The sequence below is a fragment of the Mycolicibacterium sp. XJ879 genome (assembly GCF_053483935.1).
Genome location: NZ_JBEFTH010000001.1, coordinates 19,016 through 38,732 on the forward strand (window position 1 = coordinate 19,016; position 19,717 = coordinate 38,732).

A 19,717-nucleotide genomic window follows, 5' to 3' on the forward strand; every position below is an offset into this window, starting at 1 on the left:
TGCGGGCGTTCGGGCTACTCACCGCGCGCCTGCTCGTGTGTTCGCATCCACCACTGGCGAAACGTCTCGCCCGGCGGCCGCGGCACGTCCCGGCTCGAGGTCCATCGCGATCCCGGCCACGGCAGGGCACTGATCTGGCGATCCCTGCCCGTGAGTATTCGCGCTGTACCCAAGGCTTTTTCGGCGAACGCGAAGCGGCGGGGTGAGGTCATCATCCAGGCAGCGGCTTTCATCGCCAGATCCTGACCCCCGGGGAGTCCGCCGCGCGTCGAGTCCACGTGCGCGGCGCGAAGGTGCACCAGGATGCTCGGAATGTCGATGAGAACCGGGCACGCGTCGAAACACGCCCCGCATAGTGAAGATGCGTACGGCAGGGATGTATTGGGGTCGTGATGGCCTTGGCTGCCCGTGAGCTGGGGGCTGAGGATCGCGCCGATGGGTCCCGGATATGTCGACCCGTAGGCGTGACCGCCGGTGCGCTCGTAGACTGGGCAGACATTCAGGCAGGCGCTGCACCGAATGCAGTGCAACGCTGCGCGTCCGTCGGGATCGGCCAACACCCGGCTGCGCCCGTTGTCCAGCAGCACCAGGTGAAACCGCTGCGGTCCGTCGTCGGCGTGCACACCGGTCCACATCGACGTGTACGGGTTCATCCGCTCGGCGGTCGAGGACCGCGGAAGCAGCTGCATGAACACTTCGAGATCGGTGAACCGGGGGATGAGCTTTTCAATGCCCATTACCGTGATGAGTGTTTCGGGCAGGGTCAGGCACATCCGCCCGTTCCCTTCGGACTCGACCACCACCAGGGTCCCCGTGTCGGCGACGCCGAAGTTGGCACCGCTGACGGCCACTTTGGCGGACAGAAACTTGCGACGCAGGTGGGTTCGTGCGGCCATGGCGAGGTCGCGCGGGTCATCGCTCAACCGCCCTGCATCAGGCATCTCGCGCAGAAAGATCTCTCGGATTTCTGCTCTGTTGCGGTGGATCGCGGGTACCAGGATGTGGCTGGGCTTGTCTCGGCCCAGCTGGACGATCAGTTCGGCGAGGTCGGTTTCGACCGCGCAGATGCCGTGCGCCTCCAAATGCTCGTTGAGCCCGATCTCCTGCGTCGCCATGGACTTGACCTTGACGACCTCGTCGGTTCCGCAGCTGCGCACGATGGCGGTGATGATCTGGTTGGCCTCGGCCGCGTCGCGGGCCCAGTGCACTGTTCCGCCACGGGCGATGACGTTGCGCTCGAACTGCTCCAGCAGTTCTGGTAGGCGAGCCAGCACGTCGCGTTTGAGCGCGCTGCCCGCGGCGCGCAGTTCTTCCCAGTCTGCGCATTCCTGCACCGCGGCATCGCGTTTCGCCCTAATGGTTCTGGTCGCATGGCCGACATTGCGCCGCATCTGGGTACGCTGAAGCTCTCGGCGAGCGGCGGCAGGAAACGGGCGGGTTCCTCGGAGGTTGCCGAAGCCCGGTGTGCCCAGGAACGTCGTCATCGCGGCGCGAGCTCCCCACGGACGTCGGCTTCGGTTGATGCCAGGATTTCTGCGAGGTGCACGGTGCGTACCGATGCGCGCATCCGGCTGAGCCCGCCGGCGATGTGCATGAGGCACGAGGAATCACTTGCGGTGCAGACCTCTGCTCCAGTGCCGAGGATGCAGGCGAGCTTGTCGACCAGCATCGCCGTGGAGGTGTCGGCGTTCTTGAGCGCAAAGGTGCCGCCGAAACCGCAACAGGTATCGGCGTTGGGCAAGTCCACCACGGTCAAACCCCGTACATTGCGCAGTAATTCGAGCGGCTTGTCGCCCACCCGCAATGCGCGCAACGAGTGACATGTCGGATGGTAGGTGACTCGGTGTGGGTAATACGCGCCGACGTCTGATGTGCCGAGCACGTCGATCAACAACTCGGAGAGCTCGTATGTGCGCGCGGCCACCTGCTCGGCCCGCTGCGCCAACCGCTCGTCGCCTGCCCGGCGGGCGACCCAGGCGTGCTGGTGACGTATCGAACCCACGCACGATCCCGACGGCGCGACGATCACTTCACACTCGCAGCGCTCGAACACCTCGACGTGATGATGCACCAGCGCGGCGGCTTCTCCGAGATATCCGGTGTTGGTGTGCATTTGGCCGCAGCACGTCTGCTGTGCGGGGAAGACGACCTCATGGCCGAGGCGCTCGAGCAACTCGACGACCGCAATGGCCGCCCGCGGAAACAGCGCGTCGGCAAGGCAAGTCGCCAGCAGGGCGATACGCAATACGGCTCCAGACTTGTCGTCGACGGGCGCACCCGCGGTGCGCGCCCTCACTGGGAGTAACTGGTCCCCGAGGCAGAAAGCGTAGCTCCTGCACCGTCGACCGGTGATCCGTAAAGCTACGGATCACCCTGCGGCCGGCTGCACGGAATCGCCGCAAGCCAGACACAGTCCGTACGCCTACTGATGTAGCGAACCCCAATCGCTGTTACATCTGTGGGCGCGCCGCCTCGGCACTGGTGGCCGTACGCATGGTGTGAACCGAAGATGTTGTGCACGTGAGGATTGAGATACGAACTTGACCATCACAACTGGCTGGGCAGACCTGGAGAAGACTTCGTCGAGCGATCTGCGGCTTCAGGTTCGGCGTTGGCTCGACCGCGAACTTCCTCCTGAGCACCGCACTTGCCTGGGCATGTCTGGCGGTCACAACCCACAGTTCTCCAGACGCCTCGGCGAAGGGGGGTGGTTGGGGTTATCGGTGCCCTCGAAGTACGGTGGCCGCAACGGCACCGCCGTTCAACGCTTCATCGTGACCGAGGAACTGCTGGCGGCCCAAGCCCCCGTCGGAGCCCACTGGTTGGCCGATCGTCAAGTCGCGCCGTCGATCCTTCGAATCGGAACAGAAGAGCAGCGCGTTACCTTCCTCCCCAAAATCGTGCGGGGCGAGTGCTATTTCTCCATCGGCTTGAGCGAACCGGACGCCGGCAGCGATCTGGCGGCGGTACGAACACAGGCCCGCCGAGTGAAGGGAGGATGGCGCGTATCCGGCACGAAAATATGGACTACTTTCGCCCAGCACAACCACTATCTGCTGACGCTGTGCCGAACGCAGCCCCGCGGCGAGGACCGTCACGGCGGTCTGTCGCAACTGATTGTGTCGCTGAGATCAGACGGCGTACTGGTTCGTCCGATACGCACCATGGACGGTAACGAGGAGTTCTGCGAAGTCAGCATGGATGACGTGTTCGTGCCCGACCACCGGCTCCTTGGATCCGAAGGACATGGATGGGCCCAGGCGGGGGCCGAACTGGCACTGGAACGTTACGGGCCAGAACGCTGGCTGTCGGCATGGGGATGCCTGACCGGTGTGGTGGATCGGCTGAGCGGCACCCTTGACCGCTCCGTGTCGGCTGACATCGGCCGGCTGATGGCGAAGTACCGCACTGTCCGCCGAGTGTCCCTGAACGTCGCCCGTAGCATTGACGCCGGTTCAACGCCGACCGTACAAGCCGCCGTGGCAAAGGATCTTGCGACCGCGCTCGAGCAAGACACCGTCGAAGTGGTACGCCGTCTGTGGGCGAGCGAGCTGACGACGTCAACCTCGGATCGTTTCGAGTCGTCACTTGCCCGTGCCGTGCTCACGTCACCGACCTTCACCATCCGGGGCGGAGCCACCGAGGTGTTGCGAGGTCTCATCGCGCGCGCGGACCGTACGGCGCCGGCGGCCGGGTCTCCTGAACCCGCGAGCGTGCGGTGACCACGGGGCGCAGCGCGATTGCCGTGGCTGTCGCGAATCTCTTTTCGCGATCCAGCGATTCGGTCTTGGCTTCGTCGGTGAGTGACGAAGCATGGCACGCATTCGTAGCGGCCGGCTTCCCGTGGGCGGCGATACCCGAACAGCGCGGCGGTCCTGGCGGAACGGTGCACGACGCGGCCGACATCGTTCGTGAGATCGGGCGCGCCGCCGTCGCCGTTCCCGCCGGTGATTCGGACCTGTTGGGTGACTGGCTGCTACAACAGGCCAACCTGCCTGCAGTGTCCGATCTCATCGCCGTCGCGCCCGGCAACGCATCGGATGATCTGCGTCTGATTCGCGAGGGCGGCAAGACGATATTGACCGGCAGTGCGACCCGCGTGGCGTGGGCGTCACGAAGCGACCTCTTGGTGGCGTTGGTGAGCGACGGACACGCCAATCATGTTGTGTGCGTGCCCATCGAACAACTGACAACCACGCGGGGTGAGTCGCTGGCGGGTGAGTCGCGTGATGTCGTCACCGCCGATGGGATAACTCTCGCGGCCGAGCAGATCGGCGCTGCGCCAACACTGGACGTGGTTGGGGTTCGGGCGAGGGGAGCGGCGATACGCACCCTGTTGATCCAGGGCGCTGTGGAAGCCGTCGTCGAATTGACGATGTCGTACTGCTCAGTGCGCCGGCAGTTCGGGCGGTACCTGAGGGACTTTCAGGCGGTCGGCCAGCAGCTGGCGCTGATGCGCGAGTGGGCCACACTGGTAGGGGTCGCGGCAGATTTCGCCCTGTCTGTGTTGGAGGGCTGTGGTTCATCCGAGGACGCGGCAACGGCCAAGATCGTCGCCGGTGAGGTAGCGAGCAAGGTCGCGGCGACGGCTCATCAACTGCATGGAGCCATCGGGGTGTCGGAGGAGTACGTGCTGCACCGCTACACACGACGGCTGTGGGCGTGGAGGGACGAGTACGGCGCTGAGCACGAGTGGGCCACCCGACTCGGGTCTTCGCTCGTCGAACGCGGCCCCGGGGACCTGTGGCCGTGGATGACTTCGTCGTAGTCGACATTATGAGAATGCCTTGTCAAGCACGGTATGTCATGAAGACACCGCCGCGTCGGTGCGGCACGCCGTCTTACTGGAGAGTGGGGAGATGAACGTGAGCAGTGCGGCTGATGTCGGGTTGCTAGTCCTGCGCTGCGGCCTAGGTGTTGTGTTCATCGCGCATGGCTACAACCATATCTTCGGGTCCGGCAAGATTGCCGGCACGGCACGGTGGTTCGACAGTCTGGGCATGCGGCCCGGGATTGTGCACGCGTGGCTGGCGAGTTTGACCGAGCTCGGTGCCGGGGTATTGCTGGTTGCCGGTCTCGCAACGCCGTTGGCGTGTGCCGGCGTCGTCGCGACCATGGTCGTGGCCTGGATCACCAATCATCGCGGCAACGGATTCTTCATCTTCAGGCCGGGAGAAGGTTACGAGTACGTAATGATGCTGGCGTTGACCGGGGTTTGCCTTGCAGCAATCGGGCCCGGCAGATGGTCGCTCGACTATGTCATGCAACTGATCTATCCGCCCGGGTGGACGGGCTTGGCGATCACCGCGGTCGGCGGGCTGCTGACGAGTGCAGTGCTGCTGGCAGCGTGCTGGCGGCCCCGCGGGGAAGGACAGACACCTGTCGAATCCTCGCGCGCGGATCGGTAGCAGTACGGATCATCGAGTGCCGCCGCGGTGACATGATCTGCGGAATGGTGGAGGTCCAAACCAGAACCGGTGCGGTGCGGGGTGCCGTGCGCAACGGGATAGCGACGTTTCGCGGTGTGCCCTACGCCGCCCCGCCGATCGGCGCACTCCGCTTCTGTCCACCACAGCAGGCTGAGCCGTGGAGCGGAACCCTTGATGCCACAGGGCAAGCGGCCGCATGCCCTCAGCCGAAGCTTCCGCGGTTGTTCGACAAACTCGACTCGGTCGATTCTGCGACCAAGTTCGTCGAGAGATACGACGAGGACTGCCTGACTGTCAATGTCTTCACGCCAGGAGCGGATTCCGCCGATCGCCCCGTCATGGTGTGGCTGCACGGCGGGTGGTTCTCGGTCGGGTCAGGCAACGAGCCGTGCTACGACGGCAGCAATCTCTGCCGATTGGGTGACATCGTCGTCGTCACGGTCAACCACCGCCTTGGCGCTTTGGGGTTTCTCTCGTTGGCCGGGCACGGCGAAGGGTACGAATCCTCGGGCAACAACGGGCTTCTCGACATCGTCGCGGCGCTGCAGTGGGTTCGCGACAACATCGCCGCGTTCGGTGGCGATCCCCGCCGCGTCACGCTGTTCGGCGAGTCCGGCGGCGCCGCGAAGATCAGCATGCTGCTCGGAGTCGAGCTTGCCCGCGGCCTGTTTCATCGCGCCATCGTCCAAAGCGGACCGATGTTGCGTGCCGTCGAACCCGAGCGCGCCCGCGCGACAACGGCGGCTCTCTTCGCCGAGCTCGGTATCACCTCGATCCGGGAATTGTGTGAGGTGCCCGTATCGACTCTCAACGACGCGCAATGCGCTGTGCTCGGGGGACCCATGGGGGGAATGTACGGGGACGGGCACCGATTGGCGCCGACCGTCGATGGCCGGATCATCGAACAGCACCCTTTCGACCCGGTCGCGTCACCGCCCAACCATGGCGTGCCCCTGCTGATCGGATCGTGTCGCGACGAAGCCGGGATGCTGGTGGCCACCGTGCCCGGTATCCACACGCTGGCACCGGAACAGCAGGCAAAGGTGCTGGCCGACAATGTGTTCGGTCATGCGCTCGATGACCTCGCCGAGCATTACGCCACGACCAGGCCGGCGTCCTCGGCGGTGGAGTGTTTCCTGGCCGCTGCCAGCGATCAGATCCGCGTCGGCGGAATCACCATTGCCGAGCGGGCCACCGCCGCCGGCGCTGACGTCTATATGTACCGGGTCGACCACGTCCCCTCGGTGTATGGGGGAAAGCTGGGGGCACTACACACCATCGACGTCGGCTTTGCCTTCGCGAACACCGACGCGGGTGCAGGTGTCACGTCACCGAACCGCGGGCTGTACCAGGATCACCACGTGCCGCGGCTGACCGACGAGATCAGCGGGGCCTGGATCGCGTTCGCCCGCACCGGTGATCCGAGTCATCACGGAATCGGAAGCTGGCCGGCTTACGAGGTGAGCCGGCGTTCGACGATGATCTTCGGCCCGAAGTCGGGCATTGTCGACGACCCGGACGCTGAAGAACGACAGATCTGGCGTGGCCGAGACGGGGGAATGTAGGCGAACGATTGCGTACCGCTACGGATACCGCGCACATGCCGAGGCAATAACGTCCTGGCTGTGACCGTCCGCGGAGGTGGCGCGAAGTGAGCGCACCCATCATCGTCTCACGATCCGACGGTGTGGTTCGTGTGGCGTTGAACAGACCCGCCCGCAAGAACGCCATGCTTCCCGAGATGTGGAGCCAGCTCGCCGACATCATCATCGACGTCGAGAGCCGTTCCGGTGACCGCGTTCTCGTGCTGACCGGTGAAGGTGGCTGCTTTTGTTCGGGAGCCGACATCGCCGCACGCTCCGAATCCCCTGCCCGTGCGGCCACGTTGACTTCTGAGGCAGTGCTCGCCGACATCAAGCGGTGCGTGCTGACCCTGACCGGCATGTCGAAGCCGAGCGTGGCGGCTGTCGATGGCATGGCCGCTGGTGGGGGATGCAACCTCGCACTCGCCTGTGACCTCGTCATCGCCAGCGAACGGGCCCGGTTCAGTGAGATCTTCGTACGCCGGGGGCTCACCGTGGACACGGGCGGTTCCTGGATACTGCCACGTCTCGTCGGGTCGTCCATGGCGCGCCGTTTGGTGCTGCTCGGCGAGGTGATCGACGCCGACCTCGCTTACCAAATGGGTCTTGTGACGCACGTGGTCCCGGTTGACGGCTTCCCCGGCGAGGTCGAATCCGTCGCGAGACGGCTCTCAGAGGCTTCTGGGATCACGCTCGCCGCTGACAAGCGCCTACTCGCCGAGTCGCAGGCTCTGACGTTGGCCGAGGCCCTTGATCGCGAAACGGCAAGCCAACTCGACATGTTGAGCCGTCCGCACGTGGCAGACGCGCGCCGGGAATTCCTGGCACGGAAGCGTTCTGCCGGTTCGACCGCACGTCAATAGGAGGACCAAGAGTTCAGTGAGGCATAACGGGAAACTAGTCGGATCGCCATTAGTCACGCCGATTCGGCGCGGTACGCATCGAGATCGCTCATGAGCGCCGTGGTCGGCTACGGAGCCTATGTCCCGTATTGGCGCCTCACCGATGCCAGCATCCGCGCCGTGCTGGGCGACAGCGGCGGCAAGGGCACCCGCGCCGTCGCGGCCTTCGACGAAGACACCACCACGATGGGCGTTGAAGCCGCGCGCAACGCGTTGGCAGGGGCGCCCGAGGGCTACGTGCCCGAGGCGGTCTATTTCGCGACCACCAGTCCCGCCTACGTCGACAAGACCAACGCAGCCGCCATCCACGCCGCGCTCGGCCTGCCGCAACACATCGGTGCATACGATTTCGGCGGAGCGAGTCGATCCGGCTGCGGGGTACTGGATTTGGCGCAGGCAAGTAGCAGACCGGCAATCGTCGTCACGTCCGATATGCGCACCGGCCTGCCTGGAAGCGCTGACGAGGCGACCGGCGGAGACGGAGCCGCGTGCTTGCTCTTGGGAGACCCCGATGATGCGCTTGTCGAAGTGCTGGCGTCGGCGTCGGTGACCGAGGAATTCCTCGACCGCTGGCGCACGCCAGGACAGGATGCGTCCTGCGTATGGGAAGACCGCTTCGGTCAATCGGCATACGAACCCTTGGCACGTGCGTCCTTCACCGATGCGCTGAAGAAGGCTGGCCTCAGCGTCGATGACATCGACCACCTCACCGTCACCGGATCGCACACCCGCGCGGTCAAAGCGTTCAGGAAGTGGAGCGGAGTGCGCCCAGAGGCGCAGGCTGACGATCTGACACCGCGGATCGGAAACACCGGCGCGGCCGCCCATGGCATCGCTTTAGCGCATGTCCTCGACGCCGCCGAGCCCGGCGCGGTGATCGCGACCGTGGCGCTGGCCGACGGCGCCGACGTGATGGTGCTGCGGGCCACCGAGCGCGTCGCGTCAGCGCGTGCGCAGCGTCGGCGTGGCGTCGCGCAACAGATCGACGGTGCATCTGGACAGCTCAAGTACGGTTCGTTCTTGACGTGGCGGGGGCGGCTGGATCGCGAACCGCCACGACGGCCGAATCCGCCGTCCCCCGCGGCCGGTCCGTCGTTGCGGCGCAAAGATTGGAAATACGGGCTGACGGCCAGCCGCTGCGAGAACTGCGGCACTCGCCACCTGCCTGCGGCCCGGGTCTGCGTTCAGTGCCACGCCACTGATCACATGGTTGCCGAACGGGTTGCCGATGAACACGCAACCGTGGCCACCTACACCGTCGACCGGCTGGCGTACTCACCGTCACCTCCGCTGATCGCGGCGATGGTCGACTACGACGGCGGCGGACGCGCCGGCGTCGAAATCGCCGATGCCGGACCCGATGACATCGCGATCGGCACGCGAGTCGAAATGACCTTCCGCCGCTTGTACACCGCTGAAAACGGTGTGCGCAACTACTTCTGGAAAGCTCGTCCGATCCGAGAGGCAGGCGAATAGATGGGTTCGGTAGGAATCCGCGACCGGGTGGCGATCGTGGGCATGGGGTGCACACCATTCGGCGAGCATTGGGACAAGAGCGCCGACGACCTGCTAATCGACGCCGTCAACGAGGCATGTACCTCCAGCGGAATCAACAGGGAAGACATCGACGCGTACTGGCTCGGCACGATGCTGTCGGGGTTCGGCGGCACGACGTTGTCGGTGCCGCTCAAGCTCCCGTACAAGCCCGTGACGCGGGTCGAGAACTACTGTGCCACCGGCTCGGAATCATTCCGCAATGCCTGCTACGCGGTGGCTTCGGGTGCGTACGACCTGGTGATGGCCACCGGCGTCGAAAAGCTCAAGGACTCAGGCTATTCCGGCCTGGCCTACGCCAACCGCCCCGACGATGGAACCGAAGAGGCCATCTCCGCTCCCGCGGTGTTCTCGTATCTCGAGCCGGCTTACGCCGCCAAGTACGCGGTGTCCCGCGACGTGATGAAGGACGTCATGACCCACATCGCGTGGAAGAATCATCAGAACGGCGCGCTCAACCCGCGGGCGCAATTCCAATCGGGCGTGAGCAAGGAAACGATCTCTTCGGCACCCTTGATCGCGGGCTCCCTGGGCATCTTCGACTGCTCCGGTGTGTCCGACGGAGGGGCAGCGGCGATCTTGTGCCGCGCTGAGGACGCACACAAGTACACGGATCGCCCGTTGTATGTGAAGGGTCTTGCACTTGCGGCCGGGTCAGGTGCCGGGGTGTTGTCGCCGTCCTATGACTACACGAGCTTCGACGAGGTGACCCGGTCGGCCGCCGATGCCTACCAGCAGGCGGGTATTGGTGACCCCCGCGCGCAACTGGCGATGGCCGAGGTACATGACTGCTTCACGCCCACCGAATTGGTCTTGATGGAAGACTTGGGGTTCGCGCCACGCGGGCAGGCGTGGAAAGAGGTATTGGGTGGCACGTTCGACCGCGATGGGCAGCTGCCGGTGAATCCTGACGGCGGGTTGAAGTCGTTCGGGCACCCGATCGGAGCGTCTGGTTTACGAATGCTCTTCGAGTGTTGGCTACAACTACGCGGTGAAGCCGGAACTCGGCAGATTGACACCGATCGGACACTTGCGCTGACCCACAACCTCGGGGGCCGGCCCGGCCGCTGCGTGAGTTTCGTCAGTGTGGTCGGCAGCCAAGCCGATGAGTGAGGGGACACGAATGCCAAGCGACGTTTCTGGCGAGAGGTAGGCGATGAAGGCCGCGTTCTTTGCCGAACAGGGCAGCCCGACGTTGGTCGAAGAGGTAAGTCCCCGCCCGCCGGGACCACGCGACGTCGTGGTTCAGGTCCGCGCGGCCGGGGTATGCCACACCGACGTGTTCGTGGCGTCGGGTGGGACACCTTGTCCGCCAGCGATTCTCGGACACGAGGGATGTGGAATCGTGGACTGGGTGGGCTCGGAAGTGACCGACTTTCGGGTGGGTGACCGCGTGGTGGGTTTGACGATTCCGCGTTGTGGAGCGTGTGAGCAGTGCCGCCACGGCAGGTCGTTTCTGTGTGACGCCGCAGCCCTGTACGGTGCGCAACGCGCCGACCGCGCCGACGGCACTCCGTTGGTCGCCACCAATGGGTTGGGCACGTTCGCCGAGGCGATGACCGTCGACCGGGGGAGCGTTATCCGGGTCGACAGCGAGCTGCCCGATGATCACCTCGCGCTGGTCGGTTGCGCATTCACGACTGGATACGGCGCGGTCTTCAACACCGCGCAGGTCAGACCTGGCGCAACCGTGCTCGTCGTGGGATGCGGTGGCGTCGGCCAGGCCGTGATCCAGGCGGGTCGGGTCGCCGGGGCCGCACGGATCATCGCCGTCGATCCCATAGCGAAGAAGCGCGACGTGTCAGCGCAATTGGGTGCTACCGATGCCTACGATCCGGAAAGCGCCTCGTTGCGGGAAATCGTCGACGCGGCCGGGCTGGACGGCGTCGACTACGTTTTCGATACCGTCGGCGCACCCCAGACCATCCAGGATTCCTACCTGGCCCTGAAACGCGGGGGCACCGTCGTGGTGATCGGCGTCGGAGCTGTCCGATCCGAAATCCGGCTGCCGGGCATGCTGGTCGTCGACGCCAAGTGCGTGGTGGGGTGCGTTTTCGGCAGCGCCGAAGTCGATCGCGACTTCCCGCAGATCATAGAGCTGGCGCAGCGGGGGGAGCTCGACATCGCCTCCGTGATCACCGACACGGTCGCGCTCGACGACGTTGAGGCCGCGATGACTGCGTTGGAGGCCGGCGCGGCCTTACGCACGGTGATCACATTCGGGTGAGCGAAACGCATCGTCCCGGATGCAGGCGACCGGGTGCTATAGCGCGAATTCGACTGCGCGCCTGACAAGTTCGATGCGTGACCGGATACCGAGCTTCCGGTACCCGTTGCTGATGTGGGATTCCACGGTGCGCTCGCTGATGAACAGTTGTTGGCCGATCTCCCGCGCGGAGTCACCTCGACAGGCCATGGAGAGTACTTGCCGTTCGCGTTCGGTGAGCGGCTCGATGTATACCGGTCTGTGGGTGTCGCTGGAGATGTCGGTGCGGGCGTCCTGGCGACGGATGATCAACGTCTTGGACGAGTTCCACAGCTTTTCGCTGAGATTACTCCAGATATCGATGAGCAGGGCGGCAGGAAAATCGACGAGCACGATCGTCGACACGTCCGGGTTCGCGATGTGGTCGCACACCGCGGACAGGGCATCGTGTTGTCTGACGTGCAAGGGTGCTCGACGGAACTCAATCGGCGTCACCCAACCGACGCCACCGTCGATGCGCGTCTTATAGGAGCGGCTCTGCTCAACAGTCGTCATATGTCCACCTCGTTACACAAAGCGGGCTGCATGTGTAGTGGAGCCGAAGTTACACTAGTTTGCACATTTGTGTAAAGTATTCGTCGGTTTGTTGCAAAACCCCAGCTAGGACGTGAATGACATGGTGAACATCCCCGCCCGCGAGGAGGCGCGAGAGGCCGGGGTGCGCCGACGGATCCTGAATGTGGCCGCGGCGATCTTCGAGCAGCGTGGCTTGAACCGCGCCACCATGGAGGAGATAGCCGAGGCCGCAGGGGTCGCTCGCAAGACGGTGTACAACCATTTCGAGAACAAGCCCAAACTCCTCGGCGAGGTCATCGAAGAGGCGAGTGCGGCCGCTGCGGCGTCTGCATTGGAGTCATTGGACCTGACGGCGGCGCCCGAGGACCTCATCGTCGATGCGGTCATGGCACTGCTGGAGCACGCCCGCAACAGCCCGTACAAGAACGTGGTGGAGATGCTGCTGCGTCCCGACGCGCTGCCAATTGCTGCCGAGACCGTTGAGCAGTCCGAACGGATCGCCCGCGTGGAGCGTCGGTTCTGGGCGCCCATCTTGGAACCACTGCGTGATGCCGGGCGGTTGCGTGTGACCGATGTGGACGAGGCGGTTGAATGGCTGACCTTCATTCACTTGGTGTTTCTCATCCGTCCTGCCACGTTTGAGGGCGACCCCGAGGTAACGCGGCGGATGTTACACACGTATCTCGTACCCGCCCTTCTTCATCCAGCCGGTACAGCTGCGGGTACGGACTCGGGCACGACTTAGTACAAGTACCGAGGTAGGTTGAGCAGTCAGCCATTAGCGTAAGTCGCATAATGGATGTCGAGGTTCATCAGCACCGGTTGGTCAGGTCCCGTGGAATCTGATCTTGCCGTCTGGATCGCACAGCTTCCGGACTTCAAACTTCGCCGCCCTTGCGGGGGTGATGGTGGTGGCGACGGTTGCTTTCCGCTCGCAAATCCGAGTGAGCTCTCTGGTTCGGAGGTCACGGTCTTCGATCACCTGCGGCCCGACAGCTTTGTCCGCCTCGTCGAGTTCCCTGCGCTCGCGTGCCGCGACATGCCGGCTGTGGCCGCAGCGACCCAGGGCCAAGTAGTTGGCCGGGTGCTACGGTCCGACCCTGCGCGGCCGTGGCCACAGCCGCCGTGGCGGCGACGCACCAGAGGTTTCCGACTCAACCTTCTTGTCGCCGGTACCGCGTGGTTCGATCTGGATGGAATCGGCGAGGAGTCATTCAGTGCCAACGACTCTTGGTGCCTGCCAGGCGGTATCGACTACGCATTGCTGGAGGCATCCACGGACTTCGAGTTACTCGAAATCGAGTTTCTCGGCGCGCCCGGGTATCGCACAACGGCGATTCCTGAGATGGTGACGCTGTTCGCGACCTACAGCTATCGACAGCCAACAATTTTCGGCGAACGGACTGAGGTAACCGAGAGCCCCTCTGCTGCAGCTCCATTGGTCAAGCTCGATGACAGGGCCCACGACGGCTGGGCGCGCCCATGGCATCTGCAGGAACAAGGCATTCAATGTGCGTACCTCACCCGCGGTGCAGCGAAGCTCGAACTCAAAGGTCGCAGCGCCGTTGACGCGCGTGCCGGCACATTTTGGGTGCAGCAGGCGAGAAGCGCAGTCTCTGAGTCACGGCAGAAGATCAGCTGAAAACTCTTGTGGTAGCGGTAGTTGGCGATCAGGTCGCCCACATCTGTTCGCTCAGCCGGTGGTCGGCAATAACGAACGAAGCGCGCTACCGAGCAGCAAAACCCTGACAGCCGAGGTCTTTTCAGTGCAGCTGTGCGTCGAGAACCACGAGCGCGCCGGAAGCGCCCAACGACGAATCCGTACTGGTACTGACGCTGCAGGAGACGTCGGCTCGTAGCGTAGGCACCGTCACTTGACGGGCTTTGACCAATGGCATCGGTGCCGCCCTGTCCCAGGGTTTGGTGAGCAAGGCCCGCCGGAAGGAGCTGGGCTTCCATGACGGCTGCAGATGTTGCCGAAGGATTGATCGCCGACGCGGTGCGGTTCTTGTCCGATCCGGTATTTCGGGAGTCCCCCGAACGGTTCTACGAGCAATTGCTGGATGGTCACCGGGTGTTGCCCCTGGGTAACGGCACGTGGTTGGTGGCCGGACATGCCGAGGTGCGCAGCGTGTTGCGCGACACCCGCTTCAGCCGCGCGGCGCGCGCAGGTCTGGAGATGGAGTATCTGTCCGCCGATCCGCGGCCGCAGGTTCAACAGATGGCCGCCTGCCAGGCGGCGATGATGTTGTTCACCGATCCCCCCGAGCACACGCGTCTGCGCAAGTTCCATCGGCCACCCTTCATGCCGCGAGAAGTGGGTCGCTGGGCCGGCTATGTCGATGACCTGGCCGACGAGTTGGCTCGCGGCCTACCTCGTGGCGGCGAATTCGATCTGAAACAGTGCTTTGCGTTGCCGGTCCCGGAACGAGCGATCTGTCGCATTCTCGGTGTGCCGGCCGAAGATCACCAGAAGTGGGAACGTTGGAGCGATGCGGTGCTCAACATGGATCGCACCGGACATGGCGGAGGTAGCAGCGCCGCGGAAGCCGGCGAAGCGATGCGTTCGTTCGGGGAGTATTTCGCAGAGCTCATCGAAGCGCGGCGCGCCGATCCCGCCGACGACCTGATCAGCGAGTTGGTTACCGCAGACGACGAAGGTGACCACCTCAGCGACGCCGAACTCATCGGCAATCTGATCCTGCTGATCATGGCTGGCCATGAGACGACCGCCAATTCGATCGCCACCACGGTGGTGTTGTTGATGTCGCACCGCGACCAATGGGATCGCCTGATCGCCGACCCGTCACTGGCCGCGGGCGCGGTCGAAGAAGTGTTGCGTCTCGACGGTGCTCAGCGCTTCGTGGTTCCGCGCATTGCACTCGAAGACGTGCAGGTCGGAGAGCACCGCGTTACCGCGGGCGATCAGGTGATCTGTGTGTTACACGCCGCCAACCGCGATCCGCAGGTTTTCGATCACCCACAGCGTTTCGACATCACCCGCGACTCCTCGGCGCATTTGGCCTTCGGCCCTGGCACTCACCTGTGTCTGGGTATGCACTTGGCCAGGATGGAGATGGTTTCCGCTCTGACGGCACTCGTCCGCCATCACCCCCGGCTGCAACTCACGGTGCCGGTCGATCAATTGCCATCCGCTCCCTCGCCCACCGTTCGCGGATGGCGAGCACTGCCCTGTATCTCCCCTTAACCATCCGTGACCCTTAACCAACCCTGAAACGAAAGCACCCAGCATGCCAATCGATCTCAACGACCGTCTCGACGAGCAACACAATGCAGGCCGAGTGGTTCGCCGTCAGCGCACGCTCGTCCCGGACCCGGAGCCTCGAGCTGTCTACCTGCCGTTGATTTCTGTCGACGACCACCTCATGGAGCCGCGCGAAACGTTCGTCGGCCGGATGCCATCGAAGTTCACCGAGCAGACGCCCCGCGTCGTCGAAGGCGATGAAGGCATGGAGTGGTGGCAGTTCGAGGACGAGCGGGTGATGAACTCTGGTGCCAACGCAATGTCGAGCTGGCCCGCAGCTGAGCGCACCGGCGGGCCGGTACGTTTCGACGAGGTGCGGCCCGGCACCTACGATGTGCACGCTCGGGTGCAGGACATGAACGTCAACGGCGTCGCCGCGTCGCTGTGCTTCCCGTCGATGGTGTTCGGATTCTGCGGTCAGCGGTTCACCAAGTTCTCCGACCCCGAACTGGGATTCGCGGCCATGCGCGCGTACAACGACTGGATCATCGAAGATTGGGTCGGCGCCTACCCCGAACGATTCATCGCACAGCAGGTGACCTGGTTGCCCGATCCCCAAATCGCGGCCGACGAAATCCGGCGTAATGCCGAGCGCGGCTTCAAGGCTGTCAGCTTCAGCGAAAACCCCGAAGCGCTCGGCTTCGACTCGTTGTATTCGGGAAAATGGGATCCCTTCTTCGCCGCATGTGCCGAGACCAACACGGTGATCAACCTCCACGTCGGCTCGTCGTCACAGACCATGGTGCCGTCGAAGGATTCACCGCCACCCGTCATCGCGGCGCTGTTCGAAATCAACGCCTTCGCCGCCGCTACGGATTGGCTCTTCGCGGGGGTGGCGTCCAAATTCCCAGAACTAAAGATCGTGTTGTCGGAGAGCGGCATCGCATGGGTGCCCATGCTTGTCGACAGGCTCTCCTTCCTGGAGAGTCGGTTCAACAAAGACAACGATGGCGGCATGCACTCGACGTGGTCAGACACCTTGACACCCAAGGAAGTACTGGCCCGAAACTTCTGGTACACATCGTTCTTCGATCCGACCGCGTACCGACTTCTCGATGTCATCGGTGAGAGCCGCGTCATGATGGAGGTCGACTATCCACATTCGGACTCCACATGGCCCGACACCCAGGAGTTCATCGAGTACCAGATCGGCGGACTCGACATGAATGTGCAGAAGCGTCTCACATCGGGCACCGCGTCAGAGGTGTACCGCCATCCACTCGTGGCTCTGCCCGAAACCTGAGGCACGGTTCACATCAGGTCCGTCGGTCGACATACATCAGAGAATAAGGATGGTTGTGACATCACTTGAGGGGCGCGCGGCAATCGTGACCGGAGCCGGGCGTGGGCTGGGTAGAGCCCATGCATTGCTGCTTTCGGAGCTGGGTGCGTGTGTGGTCGTCAATGACACAGGCGGCGGACTGCGCGGCGATGGCAGCGAGAGCGGCACAGCCGACGAGGTCGTCGCCGAGATCGAGGCGGCAGGCGGTCGGGCGGTGGCGCACTGCGGAAGCGTCAGCGATTGGAACGCGGCCCATGACATGGTCGAGTTGGCGGTACAGACCTTCGGCGGCCTGGACATTCTGGTGAACAACGCCGGCATCCTCCGAGACCGCATGCTGGTCAACATGTCCGAGGCCGACTGGGATTCGGTGGTCGACGTACACCTGAAGGGCCATTTCTGTCCCTTGCACCATGCTGCGGTCTATTGGCGCTCCGAGACCAAGGCCGGCCGACCGGTAAACGCCTCGGTGATCAACACCTCCTCGGGATCTGGTCTACGCGGTAACCCCGGCCAGATCAACTACGCCTCGGCGAAAGCGGGTATCGCGGCGATGACCCTCGTGACGGCACGGGAATTGGCGCGATACGGCGTGCGGGTCAACGCGATCGCCCCTGTCGCACGCACCAGGTTGACCGAGAACACCCCTGGCCTGGGCGATCGTATCGGCCAAGAGGAGGGGTTCGACAAATGGGCTCCCGAGAACGTGTCTCCGATCGTCGCCTGGCTGGCCTCACCGGAATGCAAACTGTCCGGAGAGGTGTTCGGCGTCGTCGGCGGCCGCATCGCCCGCCAGCAGTGCTGGAGTGAACAAGAGGTGTTCGAGATCGACCGGCGTTGGGCCGTCGACGAGTTGGGTACTGCCCTTGGGCAGCTACCCGCCGGACCAGCCGAATTCGTGTTTTCGGCATGATCGCTGCTGCGACAGTCACACCGGAGGAGGTCGAATGATCCCGACACGCCCCTCTTGGGCCGTCGATGAATTCGCCGATCTTTACGACATGGCATGGGAATTTCTCTCCGCCGAGGTCGAGCAGCACAGCGAGAAGTGGATTCGTAACCACTGCGTGGACCGCGAGTTCTGGTTGCGCGCTGGAAAGCTTGGCTTACTCTGCGCCACGGTGCCCGAGAAGTACGGCGGGGGAGGAGGCGGGTTTCTGCACCATGCGGCGATCGCCTCGGCCTACGCCCGTACCGGGGACAAGTCATGGGGCAACGCGATTCACAGTGGCGTCGTGGCCGACTACCTCGTTTCGTACGGGACGGAAGAGCAGAAGCTGCAGTGGTTACCGCGGATGGCGACAGGCGAGGCTGTGGCGGCTCTAGGGATGTCAGAACCGGGAGCCGGTACCGATCTCAAGAGCATCCGGACTACCGCGGTACGCGACGGTGATCACTATGTCCTGAACGGTGCAAAGACCTTCATCACCAACGGGTCTACGGCCGACCTCGTGGTCGTGGCGGCCAAGACCGGCCCCTCCGCTGGTGGGCGCGGCATCTCGCTGTTGATCGTCGACACGACCGTTCCAGGCTTTTCCGTCGGACGGGTGTTGGACAAGATCGGCCAAGAGGGGTCCGACACCGCGGAGTTGTCCTTTGACAACGTCAGGGTCCCCGCTGATCAGCTGCTCGGTGTCGAGGGCCGCGGGTTCCCGCAGATGATGGCCCAACTGCCTCAAGAACGCCTGATCATCGGGATCAACGCCGTTGGCGCCACCGAACTCGCGGTCGAGTACACCGTGCGTTATGCCAAAGAACGGGAAGTGTTCGGCGCACCATTGATGGAGATGCAGAACACGAGGTTCGAACTCGCCGAATGCGCCACGTTGGCCCGTATCGCACGCGAGTTCCTCGACAACTGCATTGTGCGTCATGTCAATGAGGGTGTGGATACGGCCACCGCGGCCATGTGCAAATGGTGGCTTACCCATGTGCAATGCGAGGTCATCGATCGTTGCCTGCAATTGTTCGGTGGCTATGGCTACATGCGTGAGTACCCGATCGCCCGGCTGTACTGCGATGCGCGCGCTCAGAAAATATACGGCGGCTCCAACGAAATTCAGAAGGAGCTCATCGCCCGCTCGTTGTGAGCGGTGCGTCATCTCGACTCACCCGGAAGGTTTCCGATGTCCGACTACACCTGCCTCGCACCGCATGTCCTGGTTGAAGCGCATGACTCTGTTCGGGTGATCACCCTCAACGCACCCGATCGCTACAACTCTGTGGACGACGACATGCACCAGGCGCTGGTCAACGCGTGGCGATACCTGGATTCCGACGACGACGCCTGCGCAGTGGTGATCACCGGCGCCGGGACAGCCTTCAGTGCTGGGGGTGACATGACCCATTTGCGGAAGGTGCACAACGATCCGGTGCTGCGGCGACGCACGATTCGCACCGCTGAACGACTGATACATGCCGCCATTTCGTGTGAGCTGCCAGTCGTCGCGGCGGTGAACGGTCCGGCAGTGGGCATAGGCGCAACGCTGGCGGTGCTGTCTGACCTCGTTGTCATCGCCGATGACACCTATATTGCCGATCCTCATGTGTCTGTCGGTGTGGTCGCCGGTGACGGTGGGGCGTCGCTCTGGCCGTCCTACATGAGTATGCTCCGCGCCAAAGAGCATCTGCTCCTGGGAACCCGCGTGACGGCCGAGGAATGTCTGCGGTTGGGGATCGCCAACCGCGTCGTGCCAGGTTCGCAGGTCATGACGGTGGCACTCGAGCTTGGCTCACGGCTTGCCAGTCAACCTCGTCAAGCCGTCCGTGACACAAAGCGGGCACTGAATCTGCACCTACGCCAGGCCGTCGACCGCACAATAGATTTCGCGTTGGCGGCCGAGGGGGAATCGATGGCCGGCGAGGACGTCATGGCCACTGTTGAGAGGTTCACCGCTCGCGCACGGTGACGCGTGGCCCG

At 63.8% G+C, this 19,717-nt stretch carries 18 protein-coding genes; 15 read left to right on the plus strand and 3 right to left on the minus strand.

Annotated elements, in window-relative coordinates:
- Positions 1 to 14: 14 nt before the first annotated feature.
- Both ABQF13_RS00090 and ABQF13_RS00095 read right to left on the minus strand, forming a co-directional pair.
- Positions 15 to 1,484: a lactate utilization protein B gene (locus tag ABQF13_RS00090; protein WP_448390627.1), complete on the minus strand. Its 1,470-nt coding sequence runs from the start codon at positions 1,482 to 1,484 to the stop codon at positions 15 to 17.
- A complete protein-coding gene (locus ABQF13_RS00095; protein WP_448391347.1) occupies positions 1,481 to 2,245 on the minus strand; it encodes a (Fe-S)-binding protein in 765 nt (254 codons plus the stop codon). The genes ABQF13_RS00090 and ABQF13_RS00095 overlap by 4 nt, the downstream gene beginning before the upstream one ends.
- Positions 2,246 to 2,540: 295 nt before the next feature.
- Here ABQF13_RS00095 and ABQF13_RS00100 point away from each other — a divergent pair, with 295 nt between their 5' ends.
- From ABQF13_RS00100 to ABQF13_RS00135, 8 genes are all read left to right on the plus strand, one after another.
- Entirely contained in the window at positions 2,541 to 3,722 is a 1,182-nt protein-coding gene (locus ABQF13_RS00100; RefSeq protein WP_448390628.1) for an acyl-CoA dehydrogenase family protein, read from the plus strand.
- A gap of 77 nt (positions 3,723 to 3,799) precedes the next feature.
- Positions 3,800 to 4,768 carry an acyl-CoA dehydrogenase family protein gene (locus ABQF13_RS00105; protein WP_448390629.1) on the plus strand — a complete coding sequence of 323 codons (969 nt, stop codon included), beginning with the start codon at positions 3,800 to 3,802 and terminating at the stop codon, positions 4,766 to 4,768.
- A gap of 19 nt (positions 4,769 to 4,787) precedes the next feature.
- Entirely contained in the window at positions 4,788 to 5,408 is a 621-nt protein-coding gene (locus ABQF13_RS00110) for a DoxX family protein (protein WP_448390630.1), read from the plus strand.
- Between the two features lie 44 nt (positions 5,409 to 5,452).
- On the plus strand, positions 5,453 to 6,994 hold the full coding sequence (locus ABQF13_RS00115; protein ID WP_448390631.1) for a carboxylesterase/lipase family protein: 1,542 nt from the start codon (positions 5,453 to 5,455) through the stop codon (positions 6,992 to 6,994).
- Positions 6,995 to 7,080: 86 nt separating this feature from the next.
- Positions 7,081 to 7,875 (plus strand): enoyl-CoA hydratase/isomerase family protein, encoded by a 795-nt coding sequence (locus ABQF13_RS00120; RefSeq protein WP_448390632.1) that lies wholly within the window; start codon positions 7,081 to 7,083, stop codon positions 7,873 to 7,875.
- Between the two features lie 90 nt (positions 7,876 to 7,965).
- The gene (locus ABQF13_RS00125) at positions 7,966 to 9,390 is read left to right on the plus strand and encodes a 3-oxoacyl-[acyl-carrier-protein] synthase III C-terminal domain-containing protein (protein ID WP_448390633.1); all 1,425 of its coding nucleotides are present in this window, start codon (positions 7,966 to 7,968) and stop codon (positions 9,388 to 9,390) included.
- The gene (locus ABQF13_RS00130) at positions 9,391 to 10,581 is read left to right on the plus strand and encodes an acetyl-CoA acetyltransferase (RefSeq protein ID WP_448390634.1); all 1,191 of its coding nucleotides are present in this window, start codon (positions 9,391 to 9,393) and stop codon (positions 10,579 to 10,581) included.
- 43 nt (positions 10,582 to 10,624) lie between these two features.
- Positions 10,625 to 11,695 carry a zinc-binding dehydrogenase gene (locus ABQF13_RS00135; RefSeq protein ID WP_448390635.1) on the plus strand — a complete coding sequence of 357 codons (1,071 nt, stop codon included), beginning with the start codon at positions 10,625 to 10,627 and terminating at the stop codon, positions 11,693 to 11,695.
- 36 nt (positions 11,696 to 11,731) lie between these two features.
- Here ABQF13_RS00135 and ABQF13_RS00140 read toward each other — a convergent pair whose 3' ends face one another.
- Positions 11,732 to 12,229, minus strand: coding sequence for a helix-turn-helix transcriptional regulator (locus ABQF13_RS00140; protein ID WP_448390636.1), 498 nt, complete (start codon positions 12,227 to 12,229; stop codon positions 11,732 to 11,734).
- 121 nt (positions 12,230 to 12,350) lie between these two features.
- Here ABQF13_RS00140 and ABQF13_RS00145 point away from each other — a divergent pair, with 121 nt between their 5' ends.
- From ABQF13_RS00145 to ABQF13_RS00175, 7 genes are all read left to right on the plus strand, one after another.
- Entirely contained in the window at positions 12,351 to 12,995 is a 645-nt protein-coding gene (locus ABQF13_RS00145; protein ID WP_448390637.1) for a TetR/AcrR family transcriptional regulator, read from the plus strand.
- Positions 12,996 to 13,085: 90 nt separating this feature from the next.
- Positions 13,086 to 13,892: a cupin domain-containing protein gene (locus ABQF13_RS00150; protein ID WP_448390638.1), complete on the plus strand. Its 807-nt coding sequence runs from the start codon at positions 13,086 to 13,088 to the stop codon at positions 13,890 to 13,892.
- Between the two features lie 315 nt (positions 13,893 to 14,207).
- Positions 14,208 to 15,458, plus strand: a complete 1,251-nt coding sequence (locus ABQF13_RS00155; RefSeq protein ID WP_448390639.1) for a cytochrome P450 family protein — start codon at positions 14,208 to 14,210, stop codon at positions 15,456 to 15,458.
- A 43-nt stretch (positions 15,459 to 15,501) separates the two neighbouring features.
- A complete protein-coding gene (locus ABQF13_RS00160; protein WP_448390640.1) occupies positions 15,502 to 16,758 on the plus strand; it encodes an amidohydrolase family protein in 1,257 nt (418 codons plus the stop codon).
- A 55-nt stretch (positions 16,759 to 16,813) separates the two neighbouring features.
- The gene (locus ABQF13_RS00165; protein ID WP_448390641.1) at positions 16,814 to 17,710 is read left to right on the plus strand and encodes an SDR family oxidoreductase; all 897 of its coding nucleotides are present in this window, start codon (positions 16,814 to 16,816) and stop codon (positions 17,708 to 17,710) included.
- A 34-nt stretch (positions 17,711 to 17,744) separates the two neighbouring features.
- Positions 17,745 to 18,887, plus strand: coding sequence for an acyl-CoA dehydrogenase family protein (locus ABQF13_RS00170; RefSeq protein ID WP_448390642.1), 1,143 nt, complete (start codon positions 17,745 to 17,747; stop codon positions 18,885 to 18,887).
- A gap of 36 nt (positions 18,888 to 18,923) precedes the next feature.
- Positions 18,924 to 19,706: an enoyl-CoA hydratase/isomerase family protein gene (locus ABQF13_RS00175; protein ID WP_448390643.1), complete on the plus strand. Its 783-nt coding sequence runs from the start codon at positions 18,924 to 18,926 to the stop codon at positions 19,704 to 19,706.
- Positions 19,707 to 19,717 lie beyond the last annotated feature (11 nt).

Coding starts and splice junctions, on each gene's coding strand:
- ABQF13_RS00155 (WP_448390639.1), top strand. CDS start 14,208: ATGACGGCTGCAGATGTTGCCGAAGGATTGATCGCCGACGCGGTGCGG.
- ABQF13_RS00170 (WP_448390642.1), top strand. CDS start 17,745: ATGATCCCGACACGCCCCTCTTGGGCCGTCGATGAATTCGCCGATCTT.
- ABQF13_RS00115 (WP_448390631.1), top strand. CDS start 5,453: ATGGTGGAGGTCCAAACCAGAACCGGTGCGGTGCGGGGTGCCGTGCGC.
- ABQF13_RS00090 (WP_448390627.1), bottom strand. CDS start 1,484: ATGACGACGTTCCTGGGCACACCGGGCTTCGGCAACCTCCGAGGAACC.
- ABQF13_RS00130 (WP_448390634.1), top strand. CDS start 9,391: ATGGGTTCGGTAGGAATCCGCGACCGGGTGGCGATCGTGGGCATGGGG.
- ABQF13_RS00135 (WP_448390635.1), top strand. CDS start 10,625: ATGAAGGCCGCGTTCTTTGCCGAACAGGGCAGCCCGACGTTGGTCGAA.
- ABQF13_RS00125 (WP_448390633.1), top strand. CDS start 7,966: ATGAGCGCCGTGGTCGGCTACGGAGCCTATGTCCCGTATTGGCGCCTC.
- ABQF13_RS00175 (WP_448390643.1), top strand. CDS start 18,924: ATGTCCGACTACACCTGCCTCGCACCGCATGTCCTGGTTGAAGCGCAT.
- ABQF13_RS00160 (WP_448390640.1), top strand. CDS start 15,502: ATGCCAATCGATCTCAACGACCGTCTCGACGAGCAACACAATGCAGGC.
- ABQF13_RS00145 (WP_448390637.1), top strand. CDS start 12,351: ATGGTGAACATCCCCGCCCGCGAGGAGGCGCGAGAGGCCGGGGTGCGC.
- ABQF13_RS00140 (WP_448390636.1), bottom strand. CDS start 12,229: ATGACGACTGTTGAGCAGAGCCGCTCCTATAAGACGCGCATCGACGGT.